The sequence below is a fragment of the Campylobacter sp. TJR-1 genome, assembly GCF_032840035.1.
GTDB lineage: Bacteria > Campylobacterota > Campylobacteria > Campylobacterales > Campylobacteraceae > Campylobacter > Campylobacter fetus.
In genome coordinates this window covers 206,560-224,126 of record NZ_JAWIZX010000001.1, presented here as the reverse complement: position 1 = coordinate 224,126, position 17,567 = coordinate 206,560, and the positions used below count along the sequence as shown (strand labels likewise).

Annotated in this window: 21 protein-coding genes; 14 read left to right on the top strand and 7 right to left on the bottom strand. The window is 32.3% G+C overall.

Annotated elements, in window-relative coordinates; genetic code table 11:
- The first annotated feature begins 82 nt into the window (after positions 1-82).
- From RVY88_RS01210 to mrdA, 14 genes are all read left to right on the top strand, one after another.
- The gene (locus tag RVY88_RS01210) at positions 83-946 is read left to right on the top strand and encodes an NAD(+) kinase (RefSeq protein ID WP_010401859.1); all 864 of its coding nucleotides are present in this window, start codon (positions 83-85) and stop codon (positions 944-946) included.
- On the top strand, positions 936-2,459 hold the full coding sequence (locus tag RVY88_RS01205; protein WP_134867457.1) for an AAA family ATPase: 1,524 nt from the start codon (positions 936-938) through the stop codon (positions 2,457-2,459). Before RVY88_RS01210 ends, RVY88_RS01205 begins: the two co-directional genes overlap by 11 nt.
- A gap of 65 nt (positions 2,460-2,524) precedes the next feature.
- A complete protein-coding gene (locus RVY88_RS01200; protein ID WP_002849855.1) occupies positions 2,525-3,772 on the top strand; it encodes a diguanylate cyclase in 1,248 nt (415 codons plus the stop codon).
- Positions 3,769-4,533, top strand: a complete 765-nt coding sequence (locus RVY88_RS01195) for a TatD family hydrolase (RefSeq protein WP_002849854.1) — start codon at positions 3,769-3,771, stop codon at positions 4,531-4,533. Before RVY88_RS01200 ends, RVY88_RS01195 begins: the two co-directional genes overlap by 4 nt.
- A gap of 8 nt (positions 4,534-4,541) precedes the next feature.
- Positions 4,542-5,756, top strand: coding sequence for a lytic transglycosylase domain-containing protein (locus RVY88_RS01190; RefSeq protein ID WP_042960308.1), 1,215 nt, complete (start codon positions 4,542-4,544; stop codon positions 5,754-5,756).
- A gap of 46 nt (positions 5,757-5,802) precedes the next feature.
- On the top strand, positions 5,803-6,522 hold the full coding sequence (locus tag RVY88_RS01185) for a septal ring lytic transglycosylase RlpA family protein (RefSeq protein ID WP_002849852.1): 720 nt from the start codon (positions 5,803-5,805) through the stop codon (positions 6,520-6,522).
- Positions 6,523-7,095 carry an imidazoleglycerol-phosphate dehydratase HisB gene (gene hisB, locus RVY88_RS01180; protein WP_162167513.1) on the top strand — a complete coding sequence of 191 codons (573 nt, stop codon included), beginning with the start codon at positions 6,523-6,525 and terminating at the stop codon, positions 7,093-7,095.
- Positions 7,092-7,580: a KdsC family phosphatase gene (locus tag RVY88_RS01175; RefSeq protein WP_002849845.1), complete on the top strand. Its 489-nt coding sequence runs from the start codon at positions 7,092-7,094 to the stop codon at positions 7,578-7,580. Before hisB ends, RVY88_RS01175 begins: the two co-directional genes overlap by 4 nt.
- The gene (locus RVY88_RS01170; RefSeq protein WP_128973651.1) at positions 7,559-8,092 is read left to right on the top strand and encodes a hypothetical protein; all 534 of its coding nucleotides are present in this window, start codon (positions 7,559-7,561) and stop codon (positions 8,090-8,092) included. The genes RVY88_RS01175 and RVY88_RS01170 overlap by 22 nt, the downstream gene beginning before the upstream one ends.
- Positions 8,074-8,541, top strand: a complete 468-nt coding sequence (locus RVY88_RS01165) for an LptA/OstA family protein (protein WP_162167512.1) — start codon at positions 8,074-8,076, stop codon at positions 8,539-8,541. Before RVY88_RS01170 ends, RVY88_RS01165 begins: the two co-directional genes overlap by 19 nt.
- A 3-nt stretch (positions 8,542-8,544) precedes the next feature.
- Positions 8,545-9,141, top strand: coding sequence for a ribosome biogenesis GTP-binding protein YihA/YsxC (gene yihA / locus RVY88_RS01160; protein ID WP_002849842.1), 597 nt, complete (start codon positions 8,545-8,547; stop codon positions 9,139-9,141).
- A 6-nt stretch (positions 9,142-9,147) separates the two neighbouring features.
- Entirely contained in the window at positions 9,148-9,606 is a 459-nt protein-coding gene (locus RVY88_RS01155; protein ID WP_011732112.1) for an N-acetyltransferase, read from the top strand.
- Entirely contained in the window at positions 9,573-10,061 is a 489-nt protein-coding gene (locus tag RVY88_RS01150; protein WP_065844367.1) for a hypothetical protein, read from the top strand. Before RVY88_RS01155 ends, RVY88_RS01150 begins: the two co-directional genes overlap by 34 nt.
- On the top strand, positions 10,058-11,866 hold the full coding sequence (mrdA, locus tag RVY88_RS01145; protein ID WP_317051240.1) for a penicillin-binding protein 2: 1,809 nt from the start codon (positions 10,058-10,060) through the stop codon (positions 11,864-11,866). Before RVY88_RS01150 ends, mrdA begins: the two co-directional genes overlap by 4 nt.
- Before the next feature lies 1 nt (position 11,867).
- Here the strand turns inward: mrdA and RVY88_RS01140 are convergent, their stop codons facing one another.
- The 7 genes from RVY88_RS01140 to RVY88_RS01110 are packed head-to-tail and all read right to left on the bottom strand — an operon-like array spanning position 11,868 to position 17,527.
- Positions 11,868-12,131 carry a FlhB-like flagellar biosynthesis protein gene (locus RVY88_RS01140; protein ID WP_042960315.1) on the bottom strand — a complete coding sequence of 88 codons (264 nt, stop codon included), beginning with the start codon at positions 12,129-12,131 and terminating at the stop codon, positions 11,868-11,870.
- 1 nt (position 12,132) lies between these two features.
- On the bottom strand, positions 12,133-13,980 hold the full coding sequence (locus RVY88_RS01135; protein WP_162167511.1) for a hypothetical protein: 1,848 nt from the start codon (positions 13,978-13,980) through the stop codon (positions 12,133-12,135).
- The gene (locus tag RVY88_RS01130) at positions 13,961-15,133 is read right to left on the bottom strand and encodes an MFS transporter (protein WP_049752896.1); all 1,173 of its coding nucleotides are present in this window, start codon (positions 15,131-15,133) and stop codon (positions 13,961-13,963) included. The genes RVY88_RS01135 and RVY88_RS01130 overlap by 20 nt, the downstream gene beginning before the upstream one ends.
- A gap of 40 nt (positions 15,134-15,173) precedes the next feature.
- Entirely contained in the window at positions 15,174-15,629 is a 456-nt protein-coding gene (locus tag RVY88_RS01125) for a hypothetical protein (RefSeq protein WP_011732107.1), read from the bottom strand.
- Positions 15,619-15,906, bottom strand: coding sequence for an AtpZ/AtpI family protein (locus RVY88_RS01120; RefSeq protein WP_011732106.1), 288 nt, complete (start codon positions 15,904-15,906; stop codon positions 15,619-15,621). Before RVY88_RS01120 ends, RVY88_RS01125 begins: the two co-directional genes overlap by 11 nt.
- Positions 15,903-17,174: a glutamate-1-semialdehyde 2,1-aminomutase gene (gene hemL, locus RVY88_RS01115; protein WP_162167510.1), complete on the bottom strand. Its 1,272-nt coding sequence runs from the start codon at positions 17,172-17,174 to the stop codon at positions 15,903-15,905. The genes RVY88_RS01120 and hemL overlap by 4 nt, the downstream gene beginning before the upstream one ends.
- On the bottom strand, positions 17,171-17,527 hold the full coding sequence (locus tag RVY88_RS01110) for a c-type cytochrome (protein WP_011732105.1): 357 nt from the start codon (positions 17,525-17,527) through the stop codon (positions 17,171-17,173). The genes hemL and RVY88_RS01110 overlap by 4 nt, the downstream gene beginning before the upstream one ends.
- Between the last annotated feature and the right edge of the window lie 40 nt (positions 17,528-17,567).

Below are 17,567 nucleotides of genomic sequence, written 5' to 3'. Positions count from 1 at the left end.
TTATGTTTTTAAATTTAGTTATGATTTTATAGTTTAGTTTTTAAGCATTTTTTTTATAAAATACAAAAATTAGGAAAACATAATGATTGAAATTCATAAAAATTTAAAAGCCGTAGGAATATTAACTAGAAACGCAATAGACCAAAAAGACGCTATAAACACGTTAAAAAAAATACTGGAAAAATATGAAGTAAGCGTACTTTTAGAGCATCATATAGCAGCCGAGTTAAATGAAGTAGGCTGCAGTTTAGACGAGATGTTAAAAAATACAAATTTAATAATATCAGTAGGCGGCGACGGCAATTTCATCAGCACTTGCAGAAAATGCGCTAGTAGCGGCGTGTTTGTATTTGGCGTGCATACTGGACATCTTGGATTTCTCACTGATGTTACATTAAATCAGTGTGATAAATTTTTTGAAGAGTTTTTTAGAGGATGCTACGAAATAGAAAAACCATATATGCTTGAAGCTAAATTTAAAAAAGATGATAAGATAATGGAAAAATTAGCTTTTAATGATATAGTTTTGATGAGACGAAAGATCGATTCTACATCTAATATAGAAGCTTTTTTAAACTCAAAATACTTTAATTCATATTTTGGAGACGGCGTTATAATAAGCTCTGCCATGGGATCAACTGCTTATAATATGAGTGCAGGCGGAGCGATAATATATCCGCTTTGCGACGTTTTTAGTCTTACCCCTGTTTGTTCTCATAGTTTAACTCAGCGTCCGCTCATACTTCCAAAAGAGTTTAAAGTAGAATTTAAAAGCTGTGATGATGTTGTAGTTTTGATAGACGGACAAGATAGAGTGGATTTGAAAAATTATACTAGCGTAGAAGTTGGAATTAGCGATGTTAGAGTAAATCTTATCCGCCATAAAGATAGAGATTATTTTGAAATTTTAAAACAGAAGCTTAGATGGGGGCATAATGATAAGTAGAGTTTATATAAAAAACTATCTTGGATTTAGCGAGCTTGAGCTTAATTTTGGATCCGGACTTAGCGTATTTACCGGAGTCAGCGGAGCCGGAAAGTCTGTTTTAATGGGTGCGATTTTATCTGTTTTTGGATTTAAAGATAGTGAAGCAAAGCTTATAGAAGCTGATGTGGAGTATGATTTTTGCGCAGATGAATTTGGCATAGAAACAGCAGATATAAATACGTTTAAGTTATTAAAAGATAAAAGCACGAGATATTTTATAAATAATCAATCTATATCTAAAAAGAATCTTAGTTTGATAGCTGGTTCTCACTTAAAATATCTAAGCGCAAAAGAGATAGGCGAGTTTGAAAATAGCAGACTAATATCCGTTTTGGACGGTTTGGCTAGTAAAAATGATAAAAATTTTGTTCTAAATTTAAAAAACTTTACTACTAAATTTGAAGAGTTTATTCTCATCAAAAAGGAATTGGAAAAGGTTTTAGAAGAGGAAAAAAAAGTAGATGAGCTAAAGGAATTTGCTAGTTTCGAGATACAAAAAATATCAAGCATCAATCCACAAATAGGGGAATTTGATGAGCTTATCGCTACTAAAAAAAAGTTAAGTAAAAAAGACAAGATAGAAGCCGCATGGCAAAAAGCTGATGCTATATTTAACTATGAAAAAGCTGTGCTTGATGCTCTTGAGATCAGCGATATCGAAGGGACATTTTTTAGTGATGCGTTAAATGAGTTAAAGATCGCTAGAAGCAGCGTGAGTTTTGATGAATTTGACGATATTAATATCGAGGAAATTTTAGATAGAATTGAGAATTTAAACGGACTTATAAAACGTTATGGAAGCATAGAAGAAGCCATAGACGTGTTAAACACAAAAAAAGCGGAGTTGGCTCATTATGAAAAAATCGAGTTTGAAAAGAGTGAACTTGAGTTTAAATTTAAAAAACTTCATAGTGAAGTGTTGAATTTAGCAAGTAGTATTTCTAAAGCTAGAAATGAACAAATCACACAATTTGCCATGATTTTAAACGGATATTTAAAAGAGCTTTATATGGATATGGTATCTGTAAAATTATCCCAAAAAGAGTTGGGAAATGACGGCATTGATGCAGTAGAAATCAGTTTAAATAGTTCAAATTTAAAAACTCTAAGTAGCGGCGAGATAAACCGTTTAAGACTGGCTTTTATAGCAAGTGAAGCTAAAATAACAGGTTTTGGAAACGGAGTTTTGATACTTGATGAGATTGATTCTAATCTGAGCGGAAAAGAGGCTATGAGTATCGCAGATGTTCTTTTAGAACTTGCTAAGTTTTATCAGATATTTGCTATATCTCATCAGCCTCAACTCAGCTCAAAAGCGCATCATCACTTTTTGGTAGAAAAAAATGGCGAGAATTCATTTGCAAGAGAATTAGACGCAAATGATAGAATAAAGGAGCTTTCAAGAATGATAAGCGGTGAAGTTATAAGCGAAGAAGCTAGAGAATTTGCCAAAACGTTGCTTAATATTTAAAGATTAAACAAAGTTTAAAATGATACAATAAACAATTATTATTAATAATAATTATAAGGGAGATTATGAAAGAAAGAGTTTTAATAGTCGATGATAATAAGGCTTTAGCAAGATTAATAGCTAAGAAAATGGAAAATAATGTTGACATGGACATAGTTGTTGCTCATACTTTTAATGAAGCAAGAGATATCGTCGATGACAACGATGATTTTTTTATAGCGCTTTTGGATCTGAATTTACCAGATGCGCCAAATGGCGAAATAGTAGATTATATAATATCTAAAAATATTCTTGTTATAGTTCTTACAGGAAGTATAGATAGCGCGACAAAAGATATATTTATGAATAAAAATATAGTGGATTACGTCGTTAAAAGCAATATGAATAATATAGATTATATTTTTGATAGTATAAATAGACTTAGTAAAAACAGATATTATAAAGTTATGGTTGTTGATGATAGTACGCCGATGAGAAATAAAATTAAACAAATTTTACTCTCTCAGCAGTTTAAAGTATTTGCCGCAGCGCACGGAGAGGAAGCTATGAGTTATCTAGCCGATAATCCGGATATTAAACTCGTACTAACTGATTATAATATGCCGGTTATGGACGGATTTGAGCTTATGGGTCATATAAGGGAAAAATATTCTAAAAATGATCTAAGTGTTATAGCTATAACAGGAGATGGAAAAGACGCCGATACTGGAGCAAAATTTCTAAAAAACGGAGCAAACGATTTTATTGTTAAACCTTTTAGTAAAGAGGAGTTAGTTTGTCGTGTAAATAATAGTATCGAGTTTATGGAAAATATCAAATTTATGGCAAAGCTAGCTAATACGGATTTTTTAAGTGGAGCTTATAGTAGAAGATATTTTTATATGGATATGAAAGAGTATTATAAAAACTGTTCAGATCAAAGCTTTGCTGTTGCTATGTTTGATATAGACGATTTTAAAAAGATAAATGATAAATTTGGACATGATATAGGAGATATTATCATACAAAAACTCTCGAGTTTTTTAATAGGCTGGATTAGCGAAGGAGATTTGGTTGCTCGATTTGGTGGAGAGGAGTTCTGTGTAGTTTTGAAAAATATTAATTTTGATGATGCAGTTAAAAAAGCAGTATCTATAAGAGCTAAAATCGCCTCTTCTTTGATAAATATAAAAGGGTTTGATATCAAATTTACAGTTTCTATAGGCGTCACGAACGGAGATTTTTCTAAAAATATCGATCATATTATATCAAAAGCCGATGAAGCACTTTATAATGCTAAAATAGCAGGCAAGAATAGGGTAGAAATACTATGATCATAGATACGCATTGTCATCTTGATGATGAGAGATATGATGAGGATCTAGATGCTGTTCTTGAAAATGCATTTAAAAACGGTATAAAAAAAATAATAATTCCAGGCGCTGATATTAATGATTTACCAAAAGCCTGTAAAATAGCAAATAGTTATGAAAATTTATATTTTTCCGTTGGCGTTCATCCTTATGAAGTAGATGGATATGATAAAAGTCGTTTAGAATCGTTTGCAAATGATGATAAATGTGTAGCCGTTGGTGAGTGCGGACTTGATTATTTCAGGCTTCCTGAGTCCGGAGTTTTGGAGTATAAAAATAGGCAAAAAGAAGTTTTCATAGATCAAATAAAGCTTGCTTGTGAGCTCAAAAAGCCTCTTATAGTGCATATAAGAGATGCAAACGAAGATAGTCTAAATATATTAAAAGAGTATCAAAATGATCTTGTAGGCGGAGTTTTACACTGTTATAATGCAAGTCCGATTTTGCTTGAATTAAGCGATAAGTTTTATTATGGGATAGGCGGAGTTTTAACCTTTAAAAACGGTAAAAAACTAGTTGAAATATTACCTAAAATTCCAAAAAATAGACTTATAATAGAAACAGACGGTCCATATCTTTCTCCAGAACCGCATAGAGGAAGTAGAAACGAACCCGTTTTTACAAATTATGTAGCTCAGAAGATGGCCGACATATTAAATTTGAAAAAAGAAGAAGTTGAGGAGATGACTACAAAAAACGCACAAAAACTATTTAATATTTAAGGAGTTCAATGAGATTTTTTATAGCAATTTTATTATGTTTTTTAACTTATAGTTCGGCTTTTGGATTTATTCAAACTAGAGATGATTATAGTGCACAGCTAAGAATCTTAAAAGAACTTGATATAGACCCAAAATATATGAAAGATCCGCACTTTCTAGCTATGAAAGCCGAGAGATCAAATATAGCTAAAAAAGATTTTGTAAATACTATAAAAGAGGAGTATAAGCATATCTCTATGTTAAAAGAGCTTATAAGTAAAACAGATATGCCAAAATCGTTTTTATATCTAGCTATGGTTGAGAGCGGGCTTTCAAATAAAGCTGTTTCCAATGTAAAAGCCGTTGGTATGTGGCAGTTTATGGAAGGAACAGCAAAGCTTTATGGACTTAGAGTCGATAAGTACGTAGATGAAAGACGTGATCCGGTGGCTTCAACTTTGGCTGCAGTGCAATACTTAAAAAGATTAAAAGATCAGTTTGGTAAATGGTACCTTGCTATAATGGCTTATAATAGCGGTGAAGTAAGAGTAAAACAGGCTATACAAAAAGCAGGTACAGATGAGCTTAGTGTACTTATAGATCCTGATAAAAAATATCTATCATTAGAAACAAGGCTTTTTATAAGAAAAATTTTACTAGCAGCAAATATAGCAGAAGATAGCGATTTTATTATATCCAATGACTCATCAATGTTAAATAGACCAAATCAAATAAGCGTTTCAAAGGTTTTTGTTCCCGGAGGAACTAGCCTCGCCATGGTAGCTAGTAGCATCGGTCTTAGCTTAAAAAAACTAAAAGAGCACAATACTCATTTGAGGTATGATTTTACTCCGCCAAATCAAAAAGAGTATCATATATATATTCCAATCGGCAAAAAAGATCTATTTGCTACAAATTTTAAATCATTCAACAACGATCAGAAGTTTCAAATTTATAGTGTAAAAAAAGGTGACACTATAGCAAAAATAGCTTCAAAATGGCGTGTTGGTACTAAAGATATACAAAAATACAATGAGATAGCAAAACTAAGCCCAAATTCTCAGATAATTATCCCTGTATCAAAAAATACAGCTCCTATTTTTGAAAATTATAAAGTAAAAAAAGGCGATACCTTGATAGGGATATCTAAGAAATTTGATGTAGAAGTAAAAGAGATAATAAAAGCAAATAATATCAAAAATTCTAAAGTAGCAGCAGGAGATAGCCTTGTTATACCTAAATAAAATTTCAATTATAGTTATAACTATCCTATTTTTTACGGGTTGTTCGGTGGTAAAAAATTTACCTTATTATCCAGGTACTAGTGACTTTAAAACAAATAAAGTAAATAATTCCTCAAGTATGCAAAAAGCCACAATGCGTCCTTATACGATAAACGGCAAAACATACTATCCTACTGTTGTTGAAGTGGGTGACACTGCAAGCGGTATAGCTAGTTGGTACGGTCCTAATTTTCATGGCAAAAAGACTAGCAACGGCGAGAGTTATAATATGAACGCTATGACAGCAGCCCATAAAACTTTACCTATGAACACTATGGTTAAGGTTTCAAATTTAAAAAATGGAAAATCTACGGTAGTTAGGATAAATGATAGAGGACCTTTTGTAGCAGGTAGAATAATAGATCTATCAAAAGCCGCAGCAAACGATATATCTATGATAGCGGCCGGCACTGCTCCTGTTAGGCTTGAGGTTTTAGGATTTTATGGCAAGATAGAAACTCCAAGCAATAAATCAGCAACTACGCATACATATTCTGGAGGAAATTTCATGGTACAAATCGGAGCGTTTAGGAAAAGAGACGGGGCTAATACCTATAAAACTCAATACGATAAAACAAGTGGTTATAGAACCGCGGTTAGAAACTATATCTTAGAGGGAGAACCTATATATAGAGTATTCCTTACTGGATTTAGAAGCGAAGATGAAGCTAGAGATTTCATAGGCACTAGTAAATTTAAAGGCGCATTTATAGTAAGGGATAATTAAATGGTAAAAAAACATAGAGAAACTAAAGAGACTGATATTAGCGTAGAGCTTGAAATTTGTGGAAGCGGCAAATGTGAGATAGATACCGGAGTAGGATTTTTTGACCATATGTTAAATGCTCTTTGCAAACATTCGTTGATGGATATAAAGCTTGTTTGTAAAGGAGATCTTTTTATAGACGATCATCATAGTGTTGAGGATTGCGGTATCGTATTAGGATCTGCTATAAAAGAGAGTATATATCCCCTTAGTTGTGTTGAGAGATATGGAAATAGTATAGTCGTTATGGATGAAGCTGCGGTTGAATGTGCAATTGATCTGTCAAATAGACCGTATCTAGTATATGAAAGTAGCTTAAATGAAAAAATAGGCACATTTGATAGTGAGCTTATAAGAGAATTCTTTCAAGCTTTGGCTATGAATGCAGGTATAACACTTCATCTAATAAGACTAAGAGGAGATAACTCTCATCATATAGCGGAGGCAACTTTTAAAGCTTTTGCCGTAGCATTTAGACGTGCTATAAGCAAAAATGATAGAATGGGAACACCTAGTACAAAAGGTGTTTTATGATAGAAATTATATTTTTAGATGTTGATGGCTGTCTTAGCGATGGCGGAATTTACAAAACAAATACCGGCGATGAGTTCAAAAGGTTTGACGTAAAAGACGGTTTTGCTATAGAACAGTGGAACAAACTAGGTAAAATCTCAGCCATCATAACTGGTAAAAGATCACTTATAGTCGAAAATAGGGCAAAAGAACTTGGTATAAAATACTGTTTTCAAGGAGTAAAAGATAAACTTGCTCAAGCAGATCAAATTTTAAAGTTAGAAGGATTTAGCTGGGGGAATGCTGCTGCTATAGGAGATGATTTAAATGACATGAAATTACTTTCTAAAGTAGCCATCAGTTTTAAGCCTATAGATGCTCATAACTCTCTGCAAACAGATATAGAACTTAGCAAAAAAGGTGGTTACGGTGCTGTTAGGGAGATGATAGATATATTAATAGAGCGTTTAAATTTAAAAGATGAGTGGATGAAGCGTTGGTTATAAAAATATTCTATTTTGTGATCGCTCTTTTTAGTGTAAGTATGGTGTTTTTGATGTTGCAAACTCCGTACTCGGCAAATATATATAAAAATGAGCTAAAAGTGGCCAATATGCAAGCTAGTAATGTTGTTAGCTATGAATTAAATTCTACTTTAGTATATGGAAGATATGAAGCTAGTGATGTCACAAGATATGAAACTTATGATCTTTTAAATAGTTTCAGCGGGTTGTTTTTAAGAGGAGATTACACTCACTCTTTGAGTTCAAAATTAGCTATATTAAAAGATGATAATATAACTTTAAAAAATAGTGCAATTTATAGAAATTTAATAACCGGATTAAGATATGACTCAGAGGAAATTGTCTATGATTCTAAAGCAAAAATTATAAATAGCAATGTGCCTTTTAAAATAACTCAAAACGCAGATACTATAGTAGGTCAAAGCGTAATTTACGATATGATGGATAATACGATATATGCACAAAAGGTAAAGGGATGGTTTTACGAAAAATAGTTTTAATTTTATGTTTTTTTACTATTGGTTTAAATGCCGAGCAAGTAGAAGTAACTGCCGATAGTTTTTTTGCCGATGAGAAGTCACTAACCAGTGATCTAAAAGGCAATGTTGTTATAAAAAAAGGAAGTTATGATACTTTAACTTCTAATAGCGTAAAGATATATTTTGATATTAAAAGACAGCCTATTAAGTATGTTGCTACCGGAAATGCTAAATTTAAAGCTATTTTAAATAAAAAAAATTATAACGGCAGCGGAAATATACTTATATATGAGCCGTTAAAAAAAACTTATACATTGAGCGGAGATGCATATTTACATGAAGAGCAGACCGATAAAAAAGTATATGGCGATGAGATCGTTGTAAATCAAGGCGATGGAACATATAAAGTAAGTAGCAAAGATAAAAAGCCGGTAAAATTGATATTTCAAGTAGAGGATAAATAAAACGTGATAAGGATAGTAAGCGCTAAGTTTCTTACGTCATCTGTAAATTCTTTGGACGCTCCTGATTTTGGTATCAGCGAAGTCGCATTTTTAGGGCGTAGCAATGTTGGTAAGAGTTCTATAATAAATGCCCTTACAAATCATCAAGGTTTGGCAAAGTCCAGTTCTACTCCGGGAAAAACTCAGCTGATAAACTTTTTTGAAGTAATTTTTGATAATGATGGACAAAAAATACCTATTATATTTGTAGATTTACCGGGGTTTGGTTATGCTAAAGTAAGCAAAAGTCTTTATAGCGCATGGCAGAAAAATTTAGATGAGTTTTTAAAAAATAGAATTAATATAAAAACTTTTGTTCATTTAGTTGACTCTAGACATGCAAATTTAGAAAAAGATGAGAATTTAGGTGTTTATCTTAATGAATTTATAAGAAATGATCAAAAGATTTTAAATTTATACACAAAATGCGATAAGCTAAATCAGAGCGAAAGATCAAAAGTATTAAAGATGGATAGTTCTGCTATTTTGGTATCTAGTACAAAAAAAACCGGTATAGACAAAGCCAGTGAAACTATATATAATAGTGTTTTTGGACTGTAGGTTTCAATGATAACATATAAAAAAGCAAAATTAAAAAACATACCTCTTATGCAATCCATAGTGAAAAAAGAGATAGAAAACGGAATAATTTTATCTAGAAATGATGATGAAATAGCTACTAATATCCGTTCATATACGCTTGCTTATAAAGATGATGAGTTAGTCGGTTATAGTGCGCTTCACATTCATGCTTCAAATTTAGCTGAAGTAAGAAGCCTTGTTATAAAAGAGAATTTAAGAGGTCAAGGTATAGGAGGCGGGCTTGTAAAAGAGCTCTTAAAAGAAGCTAATGACTTAGAAATTGAGCAGGTTTTTACATTGACTTATCAAAAAAGTTTTTTTGAAAAATTAGGTTTTAATGAGATATCAAAAGAGAAGCTTCCGGCTCAAAAAATTTGGGCCGATTGTATCAAATGCAAACATTTTCCAGTATGCAACGAAATAGCGTTAATTTACTATCTTTAAGATTTATTGTATTTTGTGCTATGCTTATAGCTTATGAAATACTAAGTTCTACTAGCCACATAGTGCCGCCTTTTATCGGGTTATTTTTTGCCTATATAGTTATACTCAAAAATGAGAGCGAAAGAAATATGAATAACTTTGATAAGAGATGGTATCTGGCTATTTTATTTCTTATTTTTGCTGAGCAGATACATGGATTTGAGCTATTTTCTACAATTTTAAATTTTTTGATATTTTACTATTTTATACATGATTGGCTAAAAGTAAATATGAAATGGAGACAATGTCTGCTTATTATATTTGTTTTTAGTGGATATATAGGAACTCTTTTGATGAGCAATTTAATCTTATATATTTTAAATCAACCGCGACTTTGGATAAGTTATGAATATCTTATTTATATAGTTGTTGAATCTGTTATAGCTATACTTCTTTTTAAGGAAAGAGTATTATGAGAATGCGTATTGTTTATGCTATCTTGATTTTAGTATGGGCTATTTTGCTTGTTAGAATATATTATTTAAGTATAAAATCAAATGAATATTATGAAGAAATAGCTGAAAAAAACGCTATTAAAACTGAGCTTATAGCTCCTGTTAGAGGGCAAGTCTTTGATATAAAAGGAAAACCGTTAGCCGTAAATAGGCTTGGTTTTTCAGTGTTAGTAAAGCCTCACTTAAGAAAAAATGAGAAAGTTTTAGATGAAGAGCTAAAAATTTTAACTCATACTTTTACGGATTTAAATGTTACAAAATTAAAAAAAGAGTATTTAAAAAACGACTCTCCATATAATCAAGACTTTGTAGAAGTCATTGAATTTGTAGATTATGATAGTATGATTCCTCATTTTGCGAAGCTGAGTTTAAGAGAAAATATCATGATTAAACCAGCTAGTAAGCGTCATTATCCGTTTAATAATTTAGCAAGCCATGTTATAGGATATGTCGGCAGAGCAAACCAAAAAGATGTAGAAACCGATGAGCTGACTAAGCTTACAAATTATACCGGAAGAAGCGGTGTTGAGAGATATTATAATCAAATTTTACAAGGCAGCAGGGGAGAGAGAAAAACCAAAGTTACCGCGCTCAATCAAGAAGTTGAAGAGGTATCATATTCGCCAGCTACTAGTAAAGATATAACTCTTACTTTAGAATCAGAGTTGCAGCAGTATGTTACTGAAGCATTTAATAAAGACTCCGGAGCAGTGGTAGTGATGAGCCTTAAAGATGGTGCTATTTTAGCTGCAGGAAGTTTCCCGGAGTATGATTTAAATCCATTTGTAACGGGGATAACTCAAAAAGAGTGGGATGCCATTATAAATAATTTAGATCATCCGTTTACCAACAAATTAGTAAATTCTCTATATCCTCCAGGAAGCGTTGTCAAAATGGCTATGGGAATGGCGTTTTTTGATAGCGGGAAGATAGATCCTACTACAAAGATAATGTGTGATCCGTATTTTGAACTTGGTGGCAGGAAATTTCGTAACTGGAAAAATTACGGTTATGTAAATATGACTATAGTCGAAGCTTTAAAAGAGAGTTGCGATACATATTTTTATAGAGGTTCGTATAAAGTAGGCATCGATATTATCGCTCCTGTTTTGGAGAAATACGGATTTGGCGTTAGAAGTGGAATTGATCTTCCAAATGAGTATATAGGTATAGTTCCAAATAAAGATTGGAAAAGAACAAAATCAAAAGAGCCTTGGTATCAAGGAGATACGTTAAACACGTCTATTGGTCAAGGAAGCTTTTTGGCTACTCCTGTGCAAGTAGCAAGAGATACTGCTATCTTTGCTTCTGGTGTTGATATGACGCCACATTTTTTGCATAGCATAGATGGTGAGATCGTAGAGTGGAAAACTAAAGATATCTTAACCCCGCAAGAAAAATCATATCTAAAATATATTAGACGCGGTATGTATGAGGTTGCAAATGTTCAGGGCGGAACTGGTTTTAGAGCTTTAAGTGCGTCTAAAATATCTCTTGGAGCAAAAACAGGAACGGCGCAAGTAGTAGGAATATCTCAAAGCGAGAAAACTAGAATGAAAGAGTCTGAGATGAAACGCTATGAGAGATCTCACGCGTGGATTACTACTTATGGGCCATATGAAGATCCACAGTTTGTAGTTACTGTTTTGGTAGAGCACGGTAGTAGCGGAGGAAGCGCCGGGGGACCTATTGTCGCTAAAATTTATAATAAGTTGCTAGATATGGGTTATATAGATCAAAAATACATAAAGAAAGAGATAAAATAGTTTAGTTTTTTGTCTTTGTTGCTCTATATAAAAAGCTAAATACTTCAGCTACCGCTTTGTATAAATTCGGTGGAATTTCTTGGTTTATATCTATTTTGCTGAGTATTTCTACAAGGTCCAAATCCTCTTTTATAGGTATTTTATGTTTTTGAGCTTCTTCTATGATTTTGCTAGCCATCTCGCCTTTTCCAGATGCTAGTACTTTTGGAGCGTTGTCTCTTTTTTTATTATATCCTAAAGCCACAGCTTTTTTAATTTTCGCCATTTTAAGCCTTCACATTGAATCCAAGATCAAATGCTTTTTCTTCATTGTATGGTTCAAATTTAGATTTGTTAGCAAGCGTAAAACTACTTACTATGAGTCCTAAATTTGTTATGGCTGATTTAAGCTCTTTACTGGAGCTTAAAATTATATTTTTAAACTCATCTGTACCGGTTAATATCGAAATATCTATATATTTCGTATCAAATAGTCCCAAAACTACCGAAATAGATCCAAATTTAATAAAATTAAGATCTATTTTTGCATAGAATTTATTCTTTTTACCATGCTTAAAAGCAACCGTGCTGCTTTCTAATCCATCCCAAGTATACGGCAAATACGTCTGCACCGAATTTTGAGCAAAGCTTATTAATTGATGCATTTCAATTTGAGTTATTAAGCGATTTACGTTTTGATTTATATTGTTTAAGCTTTGCTGATTAGCGGTTGCTTCTTTTATGTTTAGTAATGCTCCTTTTATATCGTTTTGCAGATTTTTAAAACTCGTGTTTTCATCAAAAGGAATGATTTTATCTATGTCGTTTCCAGCTCTTAAAGCGGCTTTTAAGAGATGTTTTATTTCAGTTACGTTATTTTTTGCATCGACGCTATTTTTATCAAAAAAGTTTATTATGTTTGATAGTTTTTTAGCGGCTAGATTAAGCTTTTCTTGTAAATTTAGACTATTAGCATCAGTGCTTATCTCTTTTGTCATTATGGATAAATTTATGTTTGCTACTTGATTTTGTGATGTTTCGCTGCTTAATGAGTTTATTAAATTTGAAAGGTTTATTTGAGTATTCGGTGCTGCTTCTTTTTGTACTGCTTGAACAGCTTGTTTCGTTGTTGCATCAAGCTTTTGCGCAGCTATTTGTTTTAGATCTCTATTTAGTGCTATATCATGATCTTTTTTTAAGCTACTTTTTATATTTTCTATTTCCGTTTTTATGTTGTTTATAGTTTTTATAAACTCGTTTTTTATCTCTTTAATATCTTTTAAATTCGGTAATTCAAAATTAATTTTAGATAAAATTTGTTCCGAATTTTTTACTATTTGCGTTATTTGATCTAGTACTTTTGGCATTTGTACTTCTACGCTTTTTATATTTAATTTGTCACTTTTTGTCTGCATTAAATTTGATAATTTATCTAGGTATTTTATCGCATTTTCTAATTTCGCATGAGTGTCTATAAGACCTTTAAAATTTGAAGTTTGGATTATTTGTTGATTTTTATCTTTTGCATTTTGCAATATATTTTTTAAATTTTCAAAATTTTTTGCTATATCCGTACTTTCATCCTTTGCTAAATTTAAAAAACTATTTTCAAGCTGCTTATTTGAAACATTTTTCATAAGACTTAAAAGCTCTTTTATACTTGTGGGCAGAGTTTGAGGGTTTAAACTTTGAGCTATTTTAGCTTCTAACATAATGCCCGTATCTTTTATGGTTTGAGCCATATTTGTATTTTTTATATGCTCAACAGGTTTTAAAAACTCATCTAGTTTATTTGCAAGTTTTATAAGAGACGGTTCTGATTTTAGTGCTTTTGATAGTTCGTTTAGATCTTTTGCTAAATTTGGAGCCACTTGAGCCATCTTGACTTCAGCTAAAATTTTTGGCTTATATCCGCCCTCTTCATTGCTTGCTTTTAAAGCGTTTAGTAGTTTGTTAGTTAGTTTATTTAATTCTAAATCAAGCTCTGAAAGAGGTATATCTGCGTTTTGTATGACATCTTTTTTAAATATAGTTTTAGACGAGATCTCTGATTTGAGGTCTTTTTTCTCCTCTTTTTTCTCGTCTTTTTGGGTAATTTGGGACTGAGCGGCTTGATTATTGTTTGTGATTATCATCTTTTAGCTCATCAAAAACTACGCTATGACCGCTATGTCTTGTAAATGCGACTTCAAGTTCTTTTGGAATTGATTTTTGAAATATTGCAAATACTATCAGCAAAGCAAGCGTTAAACTATAAAAATATATAAAACCAAAATCCCCAAGCGTATTTATCGCAAATCCGATTATAAGTGGAGAAAAAAATGATCCTAAAAGATAGCTAAATAACAGCGCTCTCCCGACTTCTACGCATCTGCTTTTATCTTCTATAACATCATTTGCTCTAGCAAGAGCTAGTGCATATAATACGAAAATTCCTATACCTAAAAAAAATGCAAAAATATATTGAATATTTATAGACGGTTTTATAACTATAAATAAAAGTGAAGAGATAAGTGCTATACAAGAGGCTAAAATAATGGCAAATTTTCTTCCAAATTTATCCGATAAAACTCCAAAAAACATATGTGATAAAAATCCACCGCACATAGATGAAACTATAAATACGCCGGCTTCTTTTGCACTATATCCTTGAGCTAGTATAAATAGAGCAGACATGGAAAAAAATCCATTTATAAGAAGTCCTGCTACTATGCTAGTTGCTAAGGCCAGAGGAGCTATACCGTAAATTTTAGGTAGGCTAATATTTGCAGTTTGGGGAATTTGCGGTGACCTTACTTTTAAAAAATTAAGAGGAATGGAACCTAGTATAATGAATATAGTTCCTATTAAAAATACTTTTGTAGCATCTAAATTTAGACTCATAATAATAGCTCCTAGACCAAAGCAGCTGTAAAATATAATCTCATAAAACGCTAAAACTCGTGATCTAATAGAGTTTGCGGTTTTTGCATTTAGCCAGCTTTCTATTACCATTACTATACTATAATAACAAAATCCGAGCATAAATCTTAAAAAAGCCCAAACTATAAGATTGCTGCTTAAATCATGCAATAAAGCTGAAATAGCAAAAATTGCAGTAAATATAGCATAAGCTCTCATATGACCGACTTTTGAAATAAGTCTATGAGAAACTACCGTGCAAGTAAGCGCTCCTATGAAAAAAAACGATGTTATCACTCCGATCATCGTTTTATCTGCATTCATACTAGTAAGGAGCACACCAGCAGAACTTACTACTAAACCGTTTGCAATAAAAATGAATGACATTCCAAAAAATAGCGCACTTAGCGATATTATAACTCTTTTGCTACTTACCACGTGTAAAAACTCCAGCTAAAAATACTCCAAGAGGCATCAAAACTAGCCCTAAGAGGAAAGAAAACGGCTCAAATAATTCTCTTCTTAGAAGCATAAAAAATGCTAAAATAAGAGTAATATATCCAAGCAGCCTATATGGTTTAAATGCTCCTACAATATCCATTTTTTTAAATTTAGCCTTTTTTTTGATCTCTTTTATATCTAAATCATTATCATCTTCTTCATTATCGTCAAAAAATGATTTTTCTTGCGCACTTAATTGATAATTTATAGATTTTTCATTAATTCTTTTTTTGTATCCGTAATAACTAGTAAAAAGTATAAAAGTAGAACAGATAAAAGCTACTTGCGAATTTAAAAGATAAATATATCCAAACGCTGCCATAAATAGTATCAGAACAGCGTCTAAAAAAACATAAAATATAATAAGATTTTTAAATTTCATCATCATCGTCTTTAAAATTCGGTGATGGTTTGTTTTTAAATTCCTCATAGCTTTTAATCTGCGATTTGTAAGCTTTATATACGTTATTTATAGCTGCTGCTACGCCTATAAAAATACCTATTCCAAGTCCCCAGTTAGAGCCGCTTAATAGCTTCAAACCCCATCCAATACCAAATCCCATTATCACAGCTACAACCATAGAAATACCAAGACTTAACCCGTCTGCTGCTCTGATTGCTTTGTTTATGTTTGTGGCTCTATTTGATTTTTCACTCATAACGCTTTGAAACTTTCTTCTATCGCATTTGCTGTTTTTTCTAGGCTTTTTTGGCTAAGTTTATCGCATACAAATCCTGTTTCAAACTGACTAGGAGCTAGATAGATGCCGCGCTTTATCATTTGTGCGTGAAATTTAGCAAACATTTTCGTGTCCGAGTTTAATGCGTCTTTATAGTTTTTAACAGGCCTATCATTAAAAAAGTATCCCCACATAGATCCTCTAACTTCGGTTTGCAAAGCTATACCTGCTTTTTTAGCACTATTTTCCAATGCTTCTACTATAAATTTGGATTTGTTTTCTAAATCTTTATATAAATTTGGAGAGTTATATATTTTGCTTAGCGATGCAAGTCCGGCTGCCATGGCTACTGGATTTCCGCTTAAAGTTCCTGCTTGATATACTCCTCCAAGCGGGCTTATCATCTCCATTATCTCGTTTTTTGCCGCAAACGCCGCAGCACTCATTCCTCCGCCGATTACTTTACCGAAAGTTACGATATCGGCTTGTATTTTATTAAATTCATAGCTTCCAGTAGCGCTTGCTCTAAATCCGCTCATAACTTCATCAAATATCAAAACCGCGCCGTACTCATCACAAAGTTTTCTAAGCGCATCTAGAAATACTTGATCTGCTGGGACTAATCCCATATTTCCTGCGATCGGTTCTACTATGATAACTCCTATATCTTCATTTTTAAAGCATTGCTCTACGCTTTGAATATCGTTGTAAATAGCAATGTGCGTGTTTTTTACGATATCTTCAGGTACTCCAAGTGAGCTTGAATATCCAAAAGTCGTAGCTCCGCTACCGGCTTTTACTAATAAACTATCGCTGTGTCCGTGGTAGCAGCCTTCGAATTTAATAATACCGTTTTTTTTGCTATATCCACGAGCCAATCTTATTGCACTCATTGTAGCTTCTGTTCCACTGCTTACAAAACGAATTTTTCCCAACCATGGAAATTTTGATAAAACAAGTTTTGCAAGAGCTGTTTCAAGCAGACACGGAGCACCAAAGCTAAGTCCTTTTTTCGCAGTTTTGATAACAGATTCCTCTATATCCGAGTCGCAATGACCAAATATAAGAGGACCCCAGCTAAGAACATAATCTATATACTCATTTCCTTCAATATCGTATAAAAACTCGCCATTGCCGTGATCTATAAAAACAGGATCTGACCCTACCGATCCAAAAGCCCTTACAGGAGAATCGACACCGCCTGGTATATATGTTTTAGCTTCTAAAAAAGCATTTTTATTAGTCATTTGTTTTCCTTATTAAAAGTTTTTATATATTCGTATAAATTTAGTATCTCGTTATCTGTTAAAAAGTAGCTCGGCATTATACCTTTTGACTCTTTGACTGCTGATTTAAATTTATCAAAATCGAGATTATTTATCCTTGGAGCAATAAGGGATTTTTCTACGTAAACATTGTTTTTCCTATCTAAATTTTTATATTTTACTATGAGGCTTCCCTCTCCTTTTTCACCGTGACATTTATTGCATCCGATGCCGCGTGGATTTTGATATAGCATTTTAGCGTATTCTAATTTTGTTATGAACTCTTCAGCCATTAAAAAACTAAAAGACATTAAAAAAATATAAAGAAATTTCATCTAAAATCACCTGAGTTTAATTTGAATTTTGATATGATAC

Coding starts and splice junctions, on each gene's coding strand:
- RVY88_RS01110 (WP_011732105.1), bottom strand. CDS start 17,527: ATGAAATTTCTTTATATTTTTTTAATGTCTTTTAGTTTTTTAATGGCT.
- RVY88_RS01165 (WP_162167512.1), top strand. CDS start 8,074: ATGGTTTTACGAAAAATAGTTTTAATTTTATGTTTTTTTACTATTGGT.
- mrdA (WP_317051240.1), top strand. CDS start 10,058: ATGAGAATGCGTATTGTTTATGCTATCTTGATTTTAGTATGGGCTATT.
- RVY88_RS01140 (WP_042960315.1), bottom strand. CDS start 12,131: ATGGCGAAAATTAAAAAAGCTGTGGCTTTAGGATATAATAAAAAAAGA.
- RVY88_RS01120 (WP_011732106.1), bottom strand. CDS start 15,906: ATGAGTGAAAAATCAAATAGAGCCACAAACATAAACAAAGCAATCAGA.
- RVY88_RS01125 (WP_011732107.1), bottom strand. CDS start 15,629: ATGAAATTTAAAAATCTTATTATATTTTATGTTTTTTTAGACGCTGTT.
- RVY88_RS01190 (WP_042960308.1), top strand. CDS start 4,542: ATGAGATTTTTTATAGCAATTTTATTATGTTTTTTAACTTATAGTTCG.
- RVY88_RS01150 (WP_065844367.1), top strand. CDS start 9,573: ATGCAACGAAATAGCGTTAATTTACTATCTTTAAGATTTATTGTATTT.
- hisB (WP_162167513.1), top strand. CDS start 6,523: ATGGTAAAAAAACATAGAGAAACTAAAGAGACTGATATTAGCGTAGAG.
- RVY88_RS01195 (WP_002849854.1), top strand. CDS start 3,769: ATGATCATAGATACGCATTGTCATCTTGATGATGAGAGATATGATGAG.
- RVY88_RS01155 (WP_011732112.1), top strand. CDS start 9,148: ATGATAACATATAAAAAAGCAAAATTAAAAAACATACCTCTTATGCAA.
- RVY88_RS01200 (WP_002849855.1), top strand. CDS start 2,525: ATGAAAGAAAGAGTTTTAATAGTCGATGATAATAAGGCTTTAGCAAGA.
- RVY88_RS01205 (WP_134867457.1), top strand. CDS start 936: ATGATAAGTAGAGTTTATATAAAAAACTATCTTGGATTTAGCGAGCTT.
- RVY88_RS01135 (WP_162167511.1), bottom strand. CDS start 13,980: ATGATAATCACAAACAATAATCAAGCCGCTCAGTCCCAAATTACCCAA.
- hemL (WP_162167510.1), bottom strand. CDS start 17,174: ATGACTAATAAAAATGCTTTTTTAGAAGCTAAAACATATATACCAGGC.
- RVY88_RS01130 (WP_049752896.1), bottom strand. CDS start 15,133: ATGTCATTCATTTTTATTGCAAACGGTTTAGTAGTAAGTTCTGCTGGT.
- RVY88_RS01175 (WP_002849845.1), top strand. CDS start 7,092: ATGATAGAAATTATATTTTTAGATGTTGATGGCTGTCTTAGCGATGGC.
- RVY88_RS01210 (WP_010401859.1), top strand. CDS start 83: ATGATTGAAATTCATAAAAATTTAAAAGCCGTAGGAATATTAACTAGA.